This window comes from Pseudomonas sp. GM33 (genome assembly GCF_000282295.1).
Lineage (GTDB): Bacteria > Pseudomonadota > Gammaproteobacteria > Pseudomonadales > Pseudomonadaceae > Aquipseudomonas > Aquipseudomonas laurylsulfatiphila.
Window position 1 is genome coordinate 28,938 of record NZ_AKJO01000003.1, and the last position, 18,889, is coordinate 47,826.

17 protein-coding genes are annotated in these 18,889 nt (G+C 60.3%); 7 read left to right on the plus strand and 10 right to left on the minus strand.

Annotation, left to right across the window (positions count from 1 at the left end; all coding sequences use genetic code 11):
• Positions 1-2: 2 nt before the first annotated feature.
• From PMI26_RS29095 to PMI26_RS29065, 7 genes are all read right to left on the minus strand, one after another.
• A complete protein-coding gene (locus PMI26_RS29095; RefSeq protein WP_007969785.1) occupies positions 3-1,619 on the minus strand; it encodes an EAL domain-containing protein in 1,617 nt (538 codons plus the stop codon).
• 76 nt (positions 1,620-1,695) lie between these two features.
• Complete coding sequence (locus tag PMI26_RS29090) at positions 1,696-2,475, minus strand: N-acetylmuramoyl-L-alanine amidase (protein ID WP_007969786.1); 780 nt, start codon at positions 2,473-2,475, stop codon at positions 1,696-1,698.
• 103 nt (positions 2,476-2,578) lie between these two features.
• The gene (locus PMI26_RS29085) at positions 2,579-4,585 is read right to left on the minus strand and encodes a GGDEF domain-containing protein (protein WP_007969787.1); all 2,007 of its coding nucleotides are present in this window, start codon (positions 4,583-4,585) and stop codon (positions 2,579-2,581) included.
• A complete protein-coding gene (locus PMI26_RS29080) occupies positions 4,582-5,460 on the minus strand; it encodes an endonuclease/exonuclease/phosphatase family protein (RefSeq protein WP_007969788.1) in 879 nt (292 codons plus the stop codon). Before PMI26_RS29080 ends, PMI26_RS29085 begins: the two co-directional genes overlap by 4 nt.
• A 14-nt stretch (positions 5,461-5,474) precedes the next feature.
• Positions 5,475-6,116 (minus strand): thiol:disulfide interchange protein DsbA/DsbL, encoded by a 642-nt coding sequence (locus PMI26_RS29075; RefSeq protein ID WP_007969790.1) that lies wholly within the window; start codon positions 6,114-6,116, stop codon positions 5,475-5,477.
• Positions 6,117-6,315: 199 nt separating this feature from the next.
• Complete coding sequence (locus PMI26_RS29070; protein WP_007969791.1) at positions 6,316-6,945, minus strand: c-type cytochrome; 630 nt, start codon at positions 6,943-6,945, stop codon at positions 6,316-6,318.
• Positions 6,946-6,990: 45 nt separating this feature from the next.
• A complete protein-coding gene (locus PMI26_RS29065; RefSeq protein ID WP_007969793.1) occupies positions 6,991-7,281 on the minus strand; it encodes a c-type cytochrome in 291 nt (96 codons plus the stop codon).
• A gap of 191 nt (positions 7,282-7,472) precedes the next feature.
• Here PMI26_RS29065 and yihA point away from each other — a divergent pair, with 191 nt between their 5' ends.
• Positions 7,473-8,117, plus strand: a complete 645-nt coding sequence (yihA, locus tag PMI26_RS29060; RefSeq protein ID WP_007969794.1) for a ribosome biogenesis GTP-binding protein YihA/YsxC — start codon at positions 7,473-7,475, stop codon at positions 8,115-8,117.
• 348 nt (positions 8,118-8,465) lie between these two features.
• On the opposite strand, the gene polA is transcribed toward yihA, so the two are convergent.
• A complete protein-coding gene (gene polA / locus PMI26_RS29055) occupies positions 8,466-11,270 on the minus strand; it encodes a DNA polymerase I (protein WP_007969795.1) in 2,805 nt (934 codons plus the stop codon).
• Between the two features lie 74 nt (positions 11,271-11,344).
• Here polA and PMI26_RS29050 point away from each other — a divergent pair, with 74 nt between their 5' ends.
• A complete protein-coding gene (locus PMI26_RS29050; protein WP_007969796.1) occupies positions 11,345-11,632 on the plus strand; it encodes a DUF2782 domain-containing protein in 288 nt (95 codons plus the stop codon).
• A 60-nt stretch (positions 11,633-11,692) separates the two neighbouring features.
• Positions 11,693-12,643, plus strand: a complete 951-nt coding sequence (locus tag PMI26_RS29045) for a homoserine kinase (protein ID WP_007969797.1) — start codon at positions 11,693-11,695, stop codon at positions 12,641-12,643.
• Between the two features lie 84 nt (positions 12,644-12,727).
• Here the strand turns inward: PMI26_RS29045 and znuA are convergent, their stop codons facing one another.
• Complete coding sequence (gene znuA, locus PMI26_RS29040) at positions 12,728-13,648, minus strand: zinc ABC transporter substrate-binding protein ZnuA (RefSeq protein WP_007969798.1); 921 nt, start codon at positions 13,646-13,648, stop codon at positions 12,728-12,730.
• Positions 13,649-13,714: 66 nt separating this feature from the next.
• Here znuA and zur point away from each other — a divergent pair, with 66 nt between their 5' ends.
• From zur to PMI26_RS29020, 4 genes are read left to right on the plus strand one after another with little or no spacing between them, the layout of a single operon-like run.
• A complete protein-coding gene (zur, locus tag PMI26_RS29035) occupies positions 13,715-14,197 on the plus strand; it encodes a zinc uptake transcriptional repressor Zur (RefSeq protein ID WP_007969799.1) in 483 nt (160 codons plus the stop codon).
• Positions 14,197-14,982 (plus strand): zinc ABC transporter ATP-binding protein ZnuC, encoded by a 786-nt coding sequence (gene znuC / locus PMI26_RS29030; protein WP_007969800.1) that lies wholly within the window; start codon positions 14,197-14,199, stop codon positions 14,980-14,982. Before zur ends, znuC begins: the two co-directional genes overlap by 1 nt.
• Complete coding sequence (znuB, locus tag PMI26_RS29025) at positions 14,975-15,763, plus strand: zinc ABC transporter permease subunit ZnuB (RefSeq protein WP_007969802.1); 789 nt, start codon at positions 14,975-14,977, stop codon at positions 15,761-15,763. Before znuC ends, znuB begins: the two co-directional genes overlap by 8 nt.
• A 37-nt stretch (positions 15,764-15,800) precedes the next feature.
• Positions 15,801-16,517, plus strand: coding sequence for a PA5502 family lipoprotein (locus PMI26_RS29020; protein ID WP_007969804.1), 717 nt, complete (start codon positions 15,801-15,803; stop codon positions 16,515-16,517).
• A gap of 104 nt (positions 16,518-16,621) precedes the next feature.
• Here PMI26_RS29020 and katE read toward each other — a convergent pair whose 3' ends face one another.
• Positions 16,622-18,760: a catalase HPII gene (gene katE / locus PMI26_RS29015; RefSeq protein ID WP_007969807.1), complete on the minus strand. Its 2,139-nt coding sequence runs from the start codon at positions 18,758-18,760 to the stop codon at positions 16,622-16,624.
• Positions 18,761-18,889: the final 129 nt, after the last annotated feature.

The window sequence follows — 18,889 nt, forward strand, 5'->3', positions numbered from 1 at the left end:
GGTCACGCTTCGTCATCCAGGCGCCGACCGCCCGCCCGACGTCGCCCCCGGGTTATCAATTCAATGAACTGAACCGCGCTCAGGGCGTGGGCGAACAGCCAGCCCTGGCCGAACTTCACGCCTTCACTGCTCAGGAACTCGGCTTGGGCCTCATGTTCGATGCCCTCGGCAATCACCTTCAAATGCAGCGATTGGGCCATGTGAATGATGTGCGGGGCCACACCGCTGCTGGCGGCGTCATGGCCCAACGCATCAATGAACGCCTTGTCGATTTTCAGGCAATCCACCGGCAGGGTTTGCAAATAGGCGAGGCTGCAGTAGCCGGTGCCAAAATCATCGATCAACACCTGGTGCCCGACATCCCGCAGCGATTGCAGGTTTTCCCGGGCCACCACCACATCGACCAGCCCACGCTCGGTAACCTCGAAGGCGATTTGCCGCGCAGCGACGCGGTGCAGGGTCAGCAGCCTCGCCATGACCTGGCCGATGCGCGGGACCATCACATCACACGCCGCGAGATTGACCGAGATGTACAGTTGCGGGTTGGCACGCAGCAACTGACCGAGTTGCTCGAGCAAGCGTTGCAAGACGAAATCCGTCATTTGGCGAATCTGCCCGGTGTCCTCCGCCATCGGAATGAACAGGTCGGGACTGGTCAGGGTGCCGTCCGGCCTGCGCCAGCGCAGCAGCGCTTCAGCCCCGACACAGTTGCGGCTATCGAGGTCGAAGATCGGTTGATACAGCACCTGCAACTCACCCCGGCGAATCGCCCCGGCCAGTTCGGCATCCAGCGACTGCCGCTGTTGCACCAGCAGGAACACCAGGAACCCGACGCATATGCCCAGCGCAAGGCTGGCCGGCAGCAGCCACCACCAGACCGACGGGATATGCATGCCCGTACGCAGGCTGATCAGCACCAATTGATACTCAGGGTTGTCAGTGGGCATGCGGTATATCAGGCGTGTCTGGGTGATCTGCAGCGCATCACGGTTTTTCGGGGGCCAGGCCTCGACCGGGGGCCAGATCTGGGATGAGCCCAATACCGGAATCGCGCGTGCACCATGGTCCAGCACTACCAGCAGGCTGCTGCCCGGCGACAGGTCGACCATATCGGTCAAATGCCCGCGAGAGGTCGCGACCCGAAAATTCCCGCGCCCCAGCATCAGTGCGGCGCGGTTTTCATCGGGTTCGGTGGTGGTGTTGAGCCAATAGCTGTAGGTCGGGCCTTTGATGTCTGGCGCTCGAATCAGCGACAGCCCTTCCTGGCGAGGGCGATTGGAACAGATTCGCGAAGAGTCCATGTAGGCGGCTTCGTAGACGAAGCGATAATTGAACGTAACCTGTTGCAAGGTCGCGATCATTTCAGCATCGCAACCGCGCAACGGTTGCGCTTCAAGGTCGTCGAGGCTTTCACGCAGTTGCCCGAACAGCTGCTCCAGGCGGGCGAGAAAGCGCTCGCCCTGAGCATTCATTTCTTCGCTTTCGTTTTGCTCGACCTGATGAATGGCGACGAACAGGCTGCCGGCCATCAACAACGTTGCGCTCAAGACAGCCGACATCAGCCCCAGGAACCAGGGGCGATGGAACCAACTACGGAAGGTCTCTCGAGCAGCAGTCATTGCGCAATATCCGATGGATTACCAATGAGTTATAGCTGCTGATTGGGAAAAAGCCCTGACCGCCGGGCGGGCGCCATTATTTTGTCTGGTTCAACACCAAAAGCAGCGCGGCAGTTTGCGCATCCGGAGTGCCATCGAAACGTGCCGGGCGGAAATGCATCTGGAAGGCTGCTATCACATGGCGTGTCGCAACATCGAGCTCGCCGGTTTGCGGCGTGGCATAACCCAGGCGGGCCAATTGCGCCTGAAACCAGCTGATGCTCGGCAACTGTTCGGCGAACAGCATTTGCTGGCGCGCAACCGCCTGTTCGCTCGGCCAGATGCCCAGACCTTCGGCAGCCAGACGCTTCCACGGGAACAGCGGTCCCGGGTCCAGTTTGCGCAACGGCGCAATATCGCTATGGCCAATGATGTCGCGAGGCTTGATACCCTGGCGCTTGCTGATGTCCTTGAGCAATACGATCAAGGACTGAACCTGATCTTCGCTGTAGGGGTACCACACGCGCCCGGCTGGAGTGTCCTTGAACCCCGGGTTGACGATTTCGATACCGATGGAACTGGAATTCAGCCAGGTCCGGCCATCCCATTCGCTCTCCCCGGCGTGCCAGGCGCGAACGTTTTCATCCATCAGCTTGTAGATTGTGGCGCCCTTGTCGTCACCGATCAGGTAATGACTGCTGACTTCGCCGTGGGTCAGCAGTTGCAGCGAACGCTCCAGCGAGGCGTTGGTGTAATGCAGCACCACGAACTGCACACGGCTGTCGTAATTGGCTGAAGGATGACTGGTATCAAAACGCGGACCGCTGGCGCAGCCGGCCAGCACTACAAGTGACACGATCAGAGCAAGATATTTCATGGCGAAAGGCAGTACACACAAGACAATAATGCAACAGTGTAACGTAATGCCTTGCGCGCCGACGGCAATCGCCGCGAATTAAACAAAATGGAGCAAATAATGCTCAGCCCGGCTCCACGCGGTTGCGTCCGGCATTTTTTGCCCGGTACAACGCCTGATCGGCTCTTTTGAGCACCTGATCGCTGTGCTCACCCGGCCTGAACGCCGACATTCCGACAGACACGGTAATGGTCACCGGCTCTCCCTTGAAGTGGAACGGACAGGCTTCGATGGAGGCACGCAGGCTTTCCAGCAACTTCAGCCCCGCCGCCGGCACCGTGGATGGCATTAACAGCACAAACTCTTCGCCGCCGAACCGGGCAATGAAGTCCGTTCCGCGAAGACGCTTGCGCAACACGCTGGCAATGATCTTCAGCACCTTGTCACCGGCCAGGTGCCCGTAGTTATCGTTGATGCGCTTGAAATGATCGAGGTCGAGCATGGCCAGCAACAGGGTACTGCCATGTTGCTGCCATTGTTTGACTTCATGATCCAGGCGCTCGCTCCAGGCCGCGCGGTTGGGCAGACCGGTCAACGGGTCGACCAACGCCTTCTGCCGTTGCTCCTCAAGATGCTCACGGTAACCTTGGGCCTCCTGTTCCATATGGGCGACGCGCTCGGCCAGGCTGTGCAGGCGCGCAGCGACCTCTTGCTCGCGCTCATCGCGTTGTTTCTGGTGCTGGTCCATGGTGCCCAGCAAGCCTTCGAGATGGTTTTCCAGAACGTGCTTGAGATCTTCCAGGTCCGCGGCGTCCTGCATGCTGCTTTGCAGGCCATCAACCTGTTCGCGGATCTGCGTGTCCATCTGCCGCGCAGCCGAACGGTTGTCGGCGTGTCCTGCGGTGGCGGCCTGCAAGTTGCTCTGGAACGATTCGAGGCGCTCGTTCAGTCGCTGCAGGTAGGCTTCGAACTCATGCTGGCCGCTGTCGGTAATGGCCAGCATCAACGTGGCGAAATCGTCGAGAATCGGTAGTAATTCGTACCAGTTAAGACCGTTTTTCAGACGATCGCGCATGGATTCGGCTTGCGGGCGATGACGCTCGGGCAATGTCAGGTCTTCGAGCAGCCCCAGCAGCGTGTCTTCGATGTGTCTGGCCACCGAGCTGTAGGAGGGCTCTGGGGAATCCGGGAGTGCGTAGAAAGTGTCGCGCCCGGATAGCGGCTGATCTGCGGCGACCACCTCCGCTGTTGGATTCGCAAGCAAGGCCAGGCTGTCCGGCGATGCTGGCGCGGTCAGCTCGTCGGGGTTCGCTTGCGACTCAAGAGGTGTTTCCGGGGTCGGCTTCTCGGCTTGCTCGGTTTCTGCCGCGCCTGCAATGACGGCTTGAGGCGGCGCGACGGCAGGTGCCAGGGCCACGGCTGCCGGAGCGGGGGAAACCTCGCCTGGCTCGGTCGGCGCGGACTCCTTTGCAACTGGCTCCGCCATGGACACTTCGCAGATTGCCGTCTCAATCGCGACCGGGGCCGACTCGATAATCGCCGCAGGGCTCTCGGCTACGAGGGCCGCCTGCGCAGGAGAAGCTGTCGATGCCACAGCTTCGTCTGCTTCACGACCGCCGAACAATCGCTGGAGCAAGCCCGGCCGACCAGGTTCCGTCGGGGTCTCCAGCTGGCTCAGGGCCTTGCCTTGCAAGCCACTCAGCTCGCTGAGCAACAAGGGTATCTCACGCGCCTGACTGACCCGCGCATCCAGTTGCTTGGCGAAACTCTTGAGTGGCCGGCTCACATCCCGTGGCAGCGGCAATGTTTGCAGTTGAGTGACCAGTGCGGTCAGGGCGGCACTGGTCTGATTGATTCGGGTTTCCCGACGCTGTTCGGAGTCGAGCACGGCTTTTTCCAGGCGAGGAATCAGCGCGGCCAGGCCGGCGTCCATGTCATCGGTACGCACGACCTCGCGCATTTCCTTCATGCATTGGTCAACCGCGCGGTCAGTACCTTCCGCCGCCAGGGTACTGCGCACCAGCCCGCGACGCAGCAAGTCGAGTCGCGCGTCCCAGCGACGTTCGAGCTTTTCCTGTTGTTCGATGCTTTTGAGGTATTTCTCTTTCCAGCGCTGTGTTTCGTCGCTCATTCATGGGTTCCGCGAGGGGCAGGACTCAACGCGGGCAATGCATCGGCCGTGAGCGAACCCGGCAGACGAATCTCTACCGCGACCGGCAGGTGATCGGAAATGGGCTGTGCCAGCACCTCGACCTTTTCCAGGGTCAGGCTCGGGCTCAGCAGGATATGGTCCAGGCAGCGCTGTGGGCGCCAGCTGGGGAACGTTGCTTCCATTTGCGGCGCGAGCAGGCCGAGATCGCGCAACGCGGAATTTTGCAGCAGGTCACTGGCATGGGTGTTCATGTCGCCCATCAGTACCTGGTGTTTGTAGTCGCCGATCAGATCGCGGATGTAGGCCAGTTGCAGGCTGCGCGCACGGGCGCCCAGCGCCAGGTGCATCATGACGACCACCAGTGCTTCCGGGCCTTCACCGAAGCGTACCAGGATGGCTCCACGCCCCTTTGGGCCCGGCAGCGGATGATCTTCAATGGCCCACGGGCGCAAACGGCTGAGCACACCATTGCTGTGCTGGGCCAGGCGTCCGAGATTGCGATTGAGTTGTTGATACCAGTAGGGGAAGGCGCCGAGCTGGGCCAGATGCTCAACCTGATTGACGTAGCCTGAACGCAGGCTGCCACCATCGGCCTCCTGCAAGGCGACCAGATCGAAGTCGCCCAGCAGATTGCCGATCTTCTGCAGATTGTCGGCACGCCCGGTGTGCGGCAGCAGATGCTGCCAGCCCCGGGTCAGGTAATGCCGGTAGCGCTCGGTGCTGATGCCGACCTGGATATTGAAACTGAGCAAGCGCAGACGACTGTCTGCGGGCAGGCCCGTGGACTCCAGATGATGCTCGTTGACCCGCGGATCATGCAGGCCAACGATGCGTTCAGTACCCCATCGGCGCATGGCAGTGACTGCCCTTAGTTGGCGGCAGCCTTGTTAGCCGCTCGCTCTTTGTCGATCAGTTTGTCGGCCAGTTGCAGGGCCTGTTCGGCACCGCCGGCGGAGCCTACGTCAAAGCGGTACTTGCCGTTGACGATCATGGTTGGAACGCCGGAGATTTCATACTTCTTGGCCAGTTCGCGAGCCTTGACGATCTGGCCCTTGATAGCGAAAGAGTCGAAAGTCGCGAGGAACTTGTCCTTGTCCACGCCTTGGGTAGCGAGGAAGTCGGCCATGTCATTCTTGTCGGTCAGTTTCTTGTGCTCTTTCTGAATCGCGTTGAACACCGCAGCATGAACGTTGTGCTCGACACCCATGGCTTCAAGGGTCAGGAACATCTGGCCGTGAGCGTCCCACGGGCCACCGAACATGGCTGGAATGCGCACGAAGTTCACGTCCGAAGGCAGCTTCTCGGCCCAGGGATTGATCACCGGTTCGAAGGCATAGCAATGCGGGCAGCCGTACCAGAACAGCTCTACCACTTCGATCTTGCCAGGCACGGCGACCGGAACCGGATTGCTCAGTTCGACATAAGGTGCGGCGGGGGCTTCAGCGGCCTGGGCAGTCATGCCGAACAGGCTGGCAGCGGCAAAAACGGCGCTGATGATCAGATTACGCATGCTTCACTCCTGGACAAATTTTTCGCCTCGCGCGACGTGTTTTCAGACAGGTCCTGGCGGGCTTGAGTTCTGTAGTGTAACGGCAGCGGCCACAAAAAAGGGCGGCCAAGGCCACCCTTTTTATACTCGTTGCAACGGATTAATCGAGCGTTAACGTTGCAGGCGATATGTACAGCGCTCAACGCCCGATCCGCCGGCCTTAGTGCAGGCCCTGGATGTAGCTGGACACCGCAGCGATGTCTTCGTCGCTCAGCTTCTTGGCAATACTCTGCATAGGTTTGGTATCGCCGTCGTTGGTGCGGCCGCCTTCTTCCTTGCGGAAATCGGTCAGTTGCTTGGCGACGTATTGAGCGTGCTGGCCACCCAAGTGCGGAAAGCCCGCTGGTGCGTTACCTGCGCCATTTGGCGAGTGGCAGCCGGTGCAGGATGGCAGGCCCTTGGCCAGGTCACCCCCACGGAACAGGGCTTCACCACGAGCGACGACTTTAGGATCGGCGGCACCGACGCTGCCTTTCTGGCTGGCGAAGTAGGCGGCGATGTCCGCCAGGTCCTGATCGCTCAGGTTGGTCAGCAGGCCGGTCATTTCCAGAACGGTGCGCTTGCCCGACTTGATGTCGTGCAATTGCTTGGTCAGGTAGCGTTCACCCTGACCCGCCAGTTTTGGAAAGTTTGGCGCCATGCTGTTGCCATCCGGGCCGTGGCAGGCGCCACAGACGGCGGCTTTGGCCTGGCCAGCTTTAGCATCACCCGGTTGTACTGCCTCACCTGCAGCATGGGCTATGCCGGAGATGCCCACGGTCAACAGCAGACTCACGATCAATTTCTTCATCAGCTAATCCAACTACGGCTAAGGGTTAAGAGTTATGGACCGGGCTTACTCGCTCATCCAATGGATGATGGCTTGGTAATCCTCGGCACTGCAGTCCATGCACAAACCACGCGGCGGCATCGCCTTGAAACCCTGGGTCACGTGTTGCACCAGCGTCTCCATACCTTTCGCCAACCTCGGCGTCCAAGCATCCTGATCGCCTTTTTTCGGCGCCATGGGTAATTGGCCGGAATGACAGGCACCACAAACACGGTTGTACACAGCTTCCGGATCCTGTGTAGCCTGAGCGCTGTAAAGCGGTATCAAGACACCGGCAGCTAGCAGCCATTTCGTCATAAAACGACCTTTTCAGGGTTGAGAGCGTGCTGCGTTCTAGTGCGCAATCAAGGTCTGTCGCTCTCGTGAACTTCATCCTACGCTGGGACAAAGCGCACACAAAATCTGCGGCATTATATACTGGCGTCACTGAAACGGAAGCGACACTGCTTGCCGCACCCATTCCTGGCGCCGCCCACATCGGAAATCCCATGCAACTCAAGAATCCCATCCTCGGTCTGTGCCAACAGTCCACCTTCATGCTCAGCGCCGCCAAAGTCGACCAATGTCCGGATGACGAGGGCTTCGAAGTCGCCTTCGCCGGGCGTTCCAACGCCGGCAAATCGAGTGCCTTGAACACCCTGACCCACGCCAGCCTGGCGCGCACCTCGAAAACCCCGGGGCGCACGCAACTGTTGAATTTCTTCAAGCTAGACGATGAACGCCGTCTGGTCGACCTGCCGGGCTACGGTTATGCAAAAGTACCGATCCCGCTCAAGCAACACTGGCAGCGTCACCTGGAAGCGTACCTGGGTGGCCGCGAGAGTTTGAAAGGCCTGATCCTGATGATGGACATCCGCCATCCGATGACCGATTTCGACCTGCTGATGCTCGATTGGGCCGTGGCTGCCGGCATGCCGATGCACATTCTGCTGACCAAAGCGGACAAGCTGACCTATGGCGCGGCCAAGAACACGCTGCTCAAGGTTCAGGCGGAAATCCGCAAGGGCTGGGGCGATCTGGTGACGATTCAGCTGTTCTCGGCCCCGAAACGCATGGGCCTGGAAGAAGCCTATACCGTACTGGCAGGCTGGATGGAGCTGGCGGACAAGGGTGTCGAGGTAGAAACCCGGTAAGGCCGCGAAAGCTGTCTGGGGCACCCCCAGACAGCTTTCTGCAGGCAAAAAAAACCCCGGACTTCATATGGGGAGGGAGAAGTTCCGGGGTTCAAGCTCTAGACCGCTAGGGCGGGGTCCAGATATCTGCCAACACTTAACACAACATAGGAGCATCGAAGGGCTTCACCAGCCATTCAGTACCTCTGAGTAGTGCTTCGCAAGATTAGTTCAGATTTTTTTCAAATAGCTTTGAAATAACCCCGATAACCTTCCGGACTAAGTTGTTTACGCCTTTCTGCCGCGGCACCATGCCGCAGCAGAACACGACATTTTTCTGTAGGAGCAAGCTCGCTCCTACAGGAAGGCTCAGTGAGCCTCATCCCAGTTATTTCCAACTCCCACTTCCACCAGCAACGGCACATCCAGCTTCGCGGCCTCGCTCATGTGTACGCGAATTTCATCGCGAACCTGGTCGACCAGGTCTTCACGCACCTCCAGCACCAGTTCATCGTGCACCTGCAAGATGACTTTGGCGTCGAGACCGGATGCGGTCAGCCAGTTATCCACAGCGACCATGGCTTTCTTGATGATGTCCGCCGCGGTGCCTTGCATCGGTGCGTTGATCGCCGTGCGTTCGGCGGCGGCACGCTCTTGCGGCTTGTTGGAGTTGATGTCCGGCAGGTACAGGCGACGACCGAAGAACGTCTCGACATAACCTTGCTCGGCGGCCTGGGCCCGCGTGCGGTCCATGTACTGGCGTACGCCGGGGTATCGGGCGAAGTAGGTATCGATGTAGGCCTTGGCGGTCTTGGTGTCGACGCCAATGTCCTTGCCGAGCTTCTGCGCCCCCATGCCGTAGATCAGGCCGAAGTTGATCGCCTTGGCACTGCGGCGCTGGTCGGAAGTGACATCGGCCAGTTCGACCTTGAACACTTCGGCGGCGGTCGCGGTGTGTACGTCCAGATTGTGGCGGAAGGCGTTCATCAGCCCTTCATCCCGTGACAGGTGCGCCATGATCCGCAACTCGATCTGCGAGTAGTCCGCCGCCAGCAGCTTGTAGCCGGCCGGAGCCACGAAGGCCTGGCGGATGCGACGCCCTTCGGCGGTGCGCACCGGGATGTTCTGCAGGTTCGGATCGCTGGAGGACAGGCGCCCGGTGGAGGCGACAGCCTGGTGGTACGACGTATGGATCCGCCCGGTGCGCGGGTTGATCTGTTCCGGCAAACGATCGGTGTAGGTGCTTTTCAGCTTGCTCATGGAGCGATATTCCATGAGCACTTTCGGCAGTCGATAGTCGTCTTCCGCCAGTTTGGCCAGCACCTCTTCGGCCGTGGACGGCTGGCCCTTGGCAGTCTTTTTCAGCACCGGCAGGCCGAGTTTTTCGTAGAGGATCACGCCGAGCTGCTTGGGCGAACCGAGGTTGAATTCCTCGCCGGCAATCTCGAAGGCTTCGCGTTCAAGTGCGACCATCTTGTCGCCCAGTTCGATGCTTTGCACTCCCAGCAGGGCGGCGTCGACGAATGCGCCCTGGCGCTCGATGCGCGCCAGCACTGGCACCAACGGGATTTCGATGTCGGTCAGCACACTGGCCAGGCTCGGAATGGCCGAGAGTTTTTCGAACAGGACCTGGTGCAGACGCAGGGTGATGTCCGCATCTTCGGCGGCGTAAGGCCCGGCCTGCTCAAGGGCGATCTGATCGAACGTCAGCTGTTTCACGCCTTTGCCGGCGATGTCCTGGAAGCTCACCGTGGTGTGGTCCAGATACTTCTGCGCCAGGCTGTCCATGTCATGGCGCGTGGCCGTGGAGTTGAGCACGTAGGACTCGAGCATGGTGTCGAAGGCGATGCCGCGCACGGTGATGCCGTTGTCCTGTACGCCGCCGATGGCGCAGTTGGCCAGGATGTTCATGTCGAACTTGGCGTGCTGGCCGACCTTGAGCTTGTTCGGGTCTTCCAGAATCGGCTTGAGCGCGCGCAGGACCGTGTCGCGGTCCAGTTGCTGCGGCACGCCGATGTAGGAATGGGTCAACGGGATGTAGGCCGCTTCGTTAGCCTGAACCGCGAATGACAGCCCCACCAATTGCGCCTGCTGCGCGTCGATGCCGGTGGTTTCGGTGTCGAAGGCAAACAGTTTGGCGTTGTTCAGCTTTTCCAGCCAGGCATCGAAACGCGCCTGATCGAGGATGGTTTCATAGGCGGCTTCAGCAGCGGCGGTGGGTGCTTCGGCCTCTGGTTCGCTGAACAGATCGACGGCCGGCGCAGGCTCGGCGGGAGTGCTCAGCTCCAGGCGCTTGGCATCGCGATCAAGGTCGTTCAACCAGCTCTTGAACTCCAGCAGGCTGTACAACTCGTAGAGTTTCGCCGGATCTTCCGCGCCCATTTGCAAGTCGTCGAGGCCAATGTCCAGCGGCACGTCGACCTTGATGGTCGCCAACTGATAGGACAGGAAGGCCATTTCCTTGTGCTCTGCAAGCTTGGCCGGCAGGGTCTTGGCACCGCGAATCGGCAGGGTCGGCACGATGTCGAGCTGCGCATAGAGCTCGGTCAGACCGCCGTTCACACCAACCAGCAGGCCTGAAGCCGTCTTCGGGCCAATCCCCGGAACACCCGGAATGTTGTCGGAAGAATCGCCCATGAGCGCCAGATAATCGATGATCTGCTCCGGAGCGACGCCGAATTTCTCCTTCACGCCCTCCACGTCCATGCTGCTACCGGTCATGGTGTTGACCAAGGTAATGTGACCATCGACCAGTTGCGCCATATCCTTGTCGCCCGTGGAGATGATTACCGGACGATCCGCCGCCGCGCTGCTGCGGGCCAAGGTGCCAATCACGTCATCGGCCTCGACGCCTTCGACGCACAGCAGCGGGAAGCCCAGGGCGATCACGCTCTGATGCAGCGGCTCGATCTGCACACGCATGTCGTCAGGCATACTCGGACGGTTGGCCTTGTATTCGGCGTACATGTCATCGCGAAAAGTCCCACCCTTGGCGTCGAACACCACGGCGAACGGACTGTTCGGATATTGCTTGCGCAGGCTCTTGAGCATGTTCAACACGCCCTTGACCGCGCCGGTCGGCAGGCCTTTGGACGTGGTCAACGGCGGCAGTGCGTGAAAGGCGCGGTACAGGTAAGAAGAACCGTCCACCAGGACGAGGGGGGCTTGGCTCATGAGCAGGATCAACCTTTTCGGCGGGTCCGGCGCTAGAATAGCGGGACCGTTGACGACAAAGGGACAAGGTTATCATGCGCACACTAAATCGCCTGTTGCTGGCTGGCATGTTTGCAATCACACCATTGACCGTCATGGCGGCGGATGATGCACCGTCGGCAGACCCGGATGTGACCATTCGCACGGAAGGCGATAAAACCATTCAGGAATACCGGCAAAACGGCTTTTTGTACGCCATCAAGGTCACCCCAAAGGTTGGCAAACCGTATTTCCTGGTGCGTGCGGATGGCTCGGAGGGAAACTTCATCCGCTCTGATTACCCGGATATGCTGATTCCGGCGTGGGAAATTTTTAAGTGGTAAGTCGTCCCTAACTTTAATCGGCGCTGGCTCAACAGCGGCGCCCGTACTGGCAGTTTAAACATGTCTGTGTTCACCCCCCTGGCTCGGCCCGAGCTGGAAGCTTTTCTCGCCCCTTATGGCCTCGGCCGCCTGCTTGATTTCCAGGGGATTGCCGCCGGTAGCGAAAACACCAATTTCTTTATCAGCCTGGAGCAGGGCGAATTTGTCCTGACCCTGGTCGAGCGCGGCCCGGTTCAGGAAATGCCGTTCTTCATCGAGTTGCTCGACGTGCTGCACGGTGCCGACCTGCCGGTGCCTTACGCCCTGCGCACCACCGACGGCGTGGCCTTGCGCGAACTGGCGGGCAAACCGGCGTTGCTGCAACCACGCCTGGCCGGCAAGCATATCAAGCAAGCCAACGCGCAACATTGCGCTCAGGTCGGTGAACTGCTCGGCCATCTGCACCTGGCGACCCAGGCCAACATGATCAAACGCAAAACCGATCGCGGCCTGGACTGGATGCTGGAAGAGGGCACGCAGTTCCTGTCGCACCTCGATGCCGAACAGAAAGACCTGCTGCAACGGGCGCTGGAAGAAATCACCCGACAGAAAGAAAAAATCCTCGCTCTGCCGCGGGCGAACATTCACGCCGACCTGTTCCGCGACAACGCGATGTTCGAAGGCACCCACCTGACCGGACTGATCGACTTCTACAACGCCTGCTCCGGGCCGATGCTCTACGACGTGGCGATTGCCTTGAACGACTGGTGCTCGGACGACGATGGCGTAATCGATGGGCCCCGAGCACGGGCCTTGCTGGGCGCTTATGCGGCCCTGCGACCGTTCACCGCTGCCGAAGCCGAGTTGTGGCCGACCATGCTGCGGGTGGCTTGCGTACGGTTCTGGTTGTCACGCCTGATCGCAGCGGAGTCGTTCGCCGGGCAGGACGTGTTGATTCACGATCCGATGGAGTTCCAGCTGCGCCTGGCGCAGCGGCAGACGGTCAATACGCCGTTGCCTTTCGCCCTTTAAAAAGCAAAAGATCGCAGCCTTCGGCAGCTCCTACACCGATCTCTGTAGGAGCTGCCGAAGGCTGCGATCTTTTTGTTTCAGCGGTTACAACGACTCCAGACACCCCGCCAGATCATTCCCCAATTTCTCCAGCACCTGCTCATAGCCCTGGGCCGTCGCCGGCGTGTACCCGCCCAACGCATCCAGTTCCGCCAGCTTCACGGGCAAACCCGCCACCAGGGTTTCCGCCAGGCGCGGACGCAGCGGTGGTTCGCTGAACACGCAGGTCTTGCCGACTTCCTGCAAGCGCGCGCGCATCGCCGCGACATGCTGGGCACCGGGTTGCACTTCGGCCGCGACGCTGAACACACCCACGTGCTTGAGGCCGTAGGCGTCTTCGAAGTAATCGAACGCTTCGTGGAACACGAAGTAAGGCTTGCCCTGAACATCGGCCAGGCGTTTCTTCAGGCGCGCATCCAACGCATCGAGACGCTCGTCGAAGGCTTTCAGGTTGGCCTGATAGCGCGCGGCATTGTCGGGATCGGCGGCACTTAGGTCAGCCGCCATTTTCGTGGCGATGACCCGGGCGTTGACCGGCGACAGCCACAAATGCGCATCCAGGCTGCCTGGGCGATGATCGTGGTCGTGATCGTCGGCTTCTTCGGCGTGGGAGTGGCTATCTTCGGCAAAACGACGCAGTTTCATGCCTGGCAAATCCTGCACGGCCACGCTGGGCAGCGTACGCCCATTGAGCACGCGAGGCAGGAAACCTTCCATGTCCGGGCCGATCCAGTACAGCAGGTCCACCGATTGCACCTTGCGTACGTCGGAAGGGCGCAGCGCATAGTTGTGCGGCGAGGCACCCGGTGGCAGCAAGACCTCAGGAATCGCCACGCCGTCCTGCACCGCCGCGGCGATCAACTGCAGGGGCTTGATGCTGGTAAGGACCTTGACCTCGGCCTGCGCCGGACCGATCAGCAGAAAACTTGCGAAAAATGCGACAAAGATAGAAAAAAGACGGGACACGATGACCACTCGAAGAGGCGAGAACGGGTAACATAATAACGTCTCTCACAAAACTCGTCGCCGCTCATGCTAAAAACACCGATTGCCAGCCGCCCCCACGACCACTCACATTGCGTTCACAGCGCTTTGTCCGAGGCCGATGCCCTGTGCGCTCGTCAAGGCCTGCGCCTGACCGCATTGCGTCGGCGGGTGCTGGAACTGGTGTGGCAAAGCCACAAGCCGCTGGGTGCCTACGACATTCTCGCGGTCCTCAGCGAGCAGGACGGTCGCCGCGCCGCGCCGCCGACGGTCTATCGCGCGCTGGATTTCCTGCTGGAAAACGGCCTGGTCCATCGCATTTCCTCGCTCAACGCCTTCATCGGCTGCAATCACCCGGAACATGCACACCAGGGTCAGTTCCTGATCTGCCGTGTGTGCCACGCCGCCATCGAGCTCGAACAAAAGTCCATCAGCGACGCGATCATCGCCAGCGCCAGGGATGTCGGGTTTATCGTCGAAGGCCAGACCGTCGAAGTGGTCGGTCTGTGCTCGGGTTGCCAGGGGGCTTGATGAGCAACGCGCTGATCCGTCTAGAGCAGGTTGCCGTCACGTTCGCCGGGCAACCGGTGCTGGACAACATTGAGCTGAGTGTCGAGCCGGGGCAGATCGTGACCCTGATCGGCCCCAACGGCGCCGGCAAAACCACACTGGTACGTGCCGTGCTCGGGCTGTTGAAACCGGACAGCGGCAACGTCTGGCGCAAGCCGAAACTGCGGGTCGGCTACATGCCGCAAAAACTCCATGTCGACCCGACCCTGCCGCTGTCGGTGCTGCGCTTCCTGCGCCTGGTGCCGGGCGTAGATCGTGCGATGGCCTTGGCGGCACTCAAGGAAGTCGGCGCCGAACAGGTCATCGACAGCCCGGTGCAAAGTGTTTCCGGTGGCGAAATGCAACGCGTGCTGCTGGCCCGGGCCTTGTTGCGCGAACCGGAACTGCTGGTACTCGACGAACCGGTACAGGGTGTCGACGTGGCCGGCCAGGCGGAGCTGTACAGCCTGATCACCCGCCTGCGCGACCGTCACGGTTGCGGCGTGCTGATGGTCTCCCACGATTTGCATCTGGTGATGAGCACCACGGATCAAGTGGTTTGCCTCAATCGTCACGTCTGCTGTTCAGGCCATCCCGAGCAGGTCAGCGGCGATCCGGCGTTCGTCGAGCTGTTCGGGAAAAACGCACAAAGCCTGGCGATTTATCACCACCATCACGACCACGCCCACGACTTGCATGGCTCGGTGGTCAAGGCGCCCGCACCGGGCCAACCCCATGTTCACGGAGATGGCTGCAAGCATGGCTGATTTTCTGCTCTACGCCCTGCTTGCAGGCCTGGCCCTGGCCGTTGTCGCAGGCCCGTTGGGGTCTTTCGTGGTCTGGCGGCGCATGGCTTATTTTGGCGACACCCTGTCCCACGCGGCATTGCTCGGTGTGGCCCTGGGCTTCCTGCTGGATGTCAGCCCGACGGTTGCCGTGACCGTTGGTTGCCTGCTGCTGGCGGTGTTACTGGTGACCTTGCAACAACGTCAGCCCTTGGCATCCGATACGCTTTTGGGAATTCTCGCACCCAGCACGCTCTCTCTGGGCCTGGTGGTACTAAGCTTCATGCACGAAGTGCGGATTGACCTGATGGCCTATCTGTTCGGCGACCTGCTGGCAATCAGTCCAACCGATCTGGCCTGGATTCTTGGCGGCAGTGCGGCCGTGCTGGCCTTGCTGATTGCATTGTGGCGGCCATTGCTGGCGATCACGGTGCATGAAGAACTGGCCAGGGTCGAAGGCCTTCCGGTAGCCGGATTGCGCCTGGCGTTGATGTTGCTGATCGCCGTGGTAATCGCCGTGGCGATGAAAATCGTCGGCGTATTACTGATCACTTCGTTGCTGATCATCCCGGCGGCTGCGGCACAACGTCACGCCCGCTCGCCGGAGCAGATGGCACTGGGTGCGAGCCTGCTGGGCATACTCGCCGTGTGTGGCGGGCTGGCGCTGTCCTGGTTCAAGGACACCCCGGCCGGCCCGTCGATTGTGGTGGCAGCCGCCGCGCTGTTTCTGCTGAGTTTTGTTCTGCCCCGTCGAGGGGTGTAGACTTGCTCGTTTTTTGCGCAAATAGAGAGTCGCAGGAATGAAGTCGTTCGCCTCCCGTTATCTGCTCCTTGTCGCATTTTCTTTGCTGCTGGGCGCCTGCCAAAGCACGCCACCGGCGGCCACCGAGGCCGCCAATGCGCGGGCCACGGCCATCGTACAGCTGGAACAAAATATCGCCAGCGATGAACTGGCCACCGCCGAAGACCAATTGGCGGCCTTGCAGGCCGAAACGCCCAACGATGCTTCCCTTGAGCAGTACCAGCGGCAACTGGCCGAAGCCTACCTGCGCCGCAGCCAGATCGTGCTGCAAAAGGGTGATGTGGATGCCGCTGCGACCGCCCTGAGCCGTGCCCGCGCGCTGATGCCCAAGGCTCCGGCACTGACCGGCGGAGTCAACGGCTCGATTGCCCAGGCGCGCAAGGCCGAGCTGGAAAAAGCCGAAGCGGCCCTGAAAGCTGCCGAAGCCAAGCCAAAAGCCAAGGTCATCGATCTGACGGCTGAAAGCACCACGGTCTCGCTGAATATCAACGATATGGGCAAACTGCGTCGCCAACTGGATGCCATCGCCGCCGATGTGGTGAATTTTCAGTGCGAGGTGAGCATTCAGGCTCCACGCACCAATGATTACCCTTGGCTGGCGACATTGCTGACAAAACGGGTGAAAAAGCTCGATCCCGAGTTTGACCTGAAGCTGGAGCGGCAGATTTTGCGCAGTGTTCCGGCGCAGATGGTTCTGAGTCCGCGTAAACCTTAAAAAGCTTCGCGAGCAGGCTCGCTCCCACAATGGTTCTGCGTCTTTATACAGATCCAATGTGGGAGCGAGCCTGCTCGCGATGATCTATCTAGCTCCGAAGATCCTCAGGCCGGAATCGCCCTGGCCTTCACCTCCCTGTCCCAAACCCGATGCTGCCCGATCGCGGTCAGAAACGGCTTGATCAGCTTGCCATCCGTCCCCACGATCAATCCCGCATCAGCCTCCAGCTTCAACACATCCAGCAACTGCTTCGCTTCACCCTGCAAAGCGATAGCCTTGAGATGCTTGTACGCCTCCAGCAGGTAATGCAACGCCACGCCGTCCGTACTCAGCGCCTTGATCGACGCGGCTCCGCCCGGCACGAACACCGCGTCGAATGCCACCGACGGCGAGCCCTCCATCGAAGCATCGACCGCCAGGGTTTTGCCATCGGCGGTTTTCACGGGTGCAGAGGTCGGCCCCAGTAACTTCGCGTGAGCCCCCTCAGCTGCAAGCGCTTTCTTCATCGCATCAATCGCAGCGCTATCAACGCCATTGGCCGCCAGAATTGCGACTTTTCGCGTCTTGATGTTCTCCGGCAACAGATTGGCCTGGCTCAATGCCGGCGAGTGATCCGGTGCGGTTTTACGCACCTCGACGGTTCCTCGAGCCGGCGCAGGCAACCCAAGGTTCTGCGCCACGCGTTTGGCCAACTCCAGATCGATATTGGCGAGAATTTCGTTCACTTCCCGGGCGCGGATCGCCTCACGCTCCACCTTGCCCAACTCAAAGCTGTAGGCCGAGATGATGTGCTCCCGTTCATGCTCACTCATGCTGTGGAAAAACAAGCGAGCCTGGGAGAAGTGGTCAGCGAACGATTCGCTGCGCTGGCGAATCTTGTTGGCGTCGATGCGCTCCGGATAGCTCTCGAAGCCTCCATCCTGCGCCGAAACAGGCGTTTCCTTTGGCCAGCCGCCATCGATGGAGTTCGGCTCATAAGACGCACGCCCCTTGTCGATGGTGGTGCGGTGCTGGGCATCCCGCTGGCCGTTGTGGAACGGCGACACCGGGCGGTTGATCGGGATCTCGTGAAAGTTCGGACCGCCGAGTCGGCTGATTTGCGTGTCGGTGTAGGAAAACAATCGGCCTTGCAGCAGAGGGTCGTTGGAGAAATCGATCCCCGGAACGATATGTCCGGGGCAGAAGGCAACCTGCTCGGTTTCGGCGAAGAAGTTGTCCGGGTTGCGGTTCAGCACCATCTTTCCCAACGGCGTGATGGGCACGAGTTCTTCGGGGATCAGCTTGGTCGGGTCAAGGATGTCGAAATCGAAGGCATGTTCGTTTTCTTCTTCGATGACCTGCACCCCCAACTCCCATTCCGGATAGTCGCCGATCTCAATCGACTCCCACAGATCACGCCGATGGTAGTCGGCGTCCTTTCCCGCAAGCTTCTGCGCTTCGTCCCACACCAGGGAGCAAGTGCCGGCCGTAGGGCGCCAGTGGAACTTGACGAAGCGCGACTTGCCCTCGGCATTGATCAGGCGAAAGGTGTGCACGCCAAAGCCCTGCATGCTGCGCAGGCTTTTCGGGATCGCCCGGTCGGACATTGCCCACATCACCATGTGCGCCGACTCCGGCACCAGCGAAACAAAGTCCCAGAAAGTGTCGTGGGCCGAGCCGCCGGTAGGGATCTCGTTATGCGGCTCGGGTTTGACCGCGTGCACGAAGTCGGGAAACTTGATCGCATCCTGTATGAAGAACACCGGCATGTTATTGCCCACCAGGTCGAAGTTGCCTTCGTCGGTGAAGAACTTCACGGCGAAACCCCGCACATCACGCACGGTATCGCCTGACCCTCGCGGCCCCTGTACCGTGGAAAAGCGCACGAACACCGGGGTTTTCTTTGCGGGGTCCTGCAGGAAACCGGCCTTGGTCAGCATCGAGTGGTTTTCATAGCTCTGGAAATGACCATGGGCGCCGGTGCCGCGAGCGTGAACGATGCGTTCGGGAATGCGCTCGTGATCAAAATGCGTGATCTTTTCACGCATGATGAAGTCTTCCAGCAGCGACGGCCCTCGGGCCCCGGCCTTCAGGGTGTTCTGGTTGTCCGCCACCTTCACGCCCTGGTTGGTGCGCAAGGCCTGCTCAGTGGCATCGGAGCGAAATGTTTCCAGGCTGTCGAGCTTGGTGTTGGTGTTGCGGCGGTCCGGGGCATCGGTCCCGGCCAGGACGCTCTTGGTGGCGGCAGGCTTCTTGGTACTCATCAGGCGTGAACTCCTCAGGCATATTCCAGTGGCCTAAGTAGTGACTGGCGAGCTTATTCAGCCGTTCCTTTTTTCTGACCTTTGATCGCGTTATTGCCAAATGACAGGACAAATGCGAAATAAATGCTA

What these genes read in the sequence shown, in the direction of transcription:
- PMI26_RS29095 (WP_007969785.1), bottom strand. Translation starts at nt 1,619, where the DNA reads ATGACTGCTGCTCGAGAGACCTTCCGTAGTTGGTTCCATCGCCCCTGG.
- PMI26_RS29090 (WP_007969786.1), bottom strand. Translation starts at nt 2,475, where the DNA reads ATGAAATATCTTGCTCTGATCGTGTCACTTGTAGTGCTGGCCGGCTGC.
- PMI26_RS29085 (WP_007969787.1), bottom strand. Translation starts at nt 4,585, where the DNA reads ATGAGCGACGAAACACAGCGCTGGAAAGAGAAATACCTCAAAAGCATC.
- PMI26_RS29080 (WP_007969788.1), bottom strand. Translation starts at nt 5,460, where the DNA reads ATGCGCCGATGGGGTACTGAACGCATCGTTGGCCTGCATGATCCGCGG.
- PMI26_RS29075 (WP_007969790.1), bottom strand. Translation starts at nt 6,116, where the DNA reads ATGCGTAATCTGATCATCAGCGCCGTTTTTGCCGCTGCCAGCCTGTTC.
- PMI26_RS29070 (WP_007969791.1), bottom strand. Translation starts at nt 6,945, where the DNA reads ATGAAGAAATTGATCGTGAGTCTGCTGTTGACCGTGGGCATCTCCGGC.
- PMI26_RS29065 (WP_007969793.1), bottom strand. Translation starts at nt 7,281, where the DNA reads ATGACGAAATGGCTGCTAGCTGCCGGTGTCTTGATACCGCTTTACAGC.
- yihA (WP_007969794.1), top strand. Translation starts at nt 7,473, where the DNA reads ATGCAACTCAAGAATCCCATCCTCGGTCTGTGCCAACAGTCCACCTTC.
- polA (WP_007969795.1), bottom strand. Translation starts at nt 11,270, where the DNA reads ATGAGCCAAGCCCCCCTCGTCCTGGTGGACGGTTCTTCTTACCTGTAC.
- PMI26_RS29050 (WP_007969796.1), top strand. Translation starts at nt 11,345, where the DNA reads ATGCGCACACTAAATCGCCTGTTGCTGGCTGGCATGTTTGCAATCACA.
- PMI26_RS29045 (WP_007969797.1), top strand. Translation starts at nt 11,693, where the DNA reads ATGTCTGTGTTCACCCCCCTGGCTCGGCCCGAGCTGGAAGCTTTTCTC.
- zur (WP_007969799.1), top strand. Translation starts at nt 13,715, where the DNA reads ATGCTAAAAACACCGATTGCCAGCCGCCCCCACGACCACTCACATTGC.
- znuC (WP_007969800.1), top strand. Translation starts at nt 14,197, where the DNA reads ATGAGCAACGCGCTGATCCGTCTAGAGCAGGTTGCCGTCACGTTCGCC.
- znuB (WP_007969802.1), top strand. Translation starts at nt 14,975, where the DNA reads ATGGCTGATTTTCTGCTCTACGCCCTGCTTGCAGGCCTGGCCCTGGCC.
- PMI26_RS29020 (WP_007969804.1), top strand. Translation starts at nt 15,801, where the DNA reads ATGAAGTCGTTCGCCTCCCGTTATCTGCTCCTTGTCGCATTTTCTTTG.
- katE (WP_007969807.1), bottom strand. Translation starts at nt 18,760, where the DNA reads ATGAGTACCAAGAAGCCTGCCGCCACCAAGAGCGTCCTGGCCGGGACC.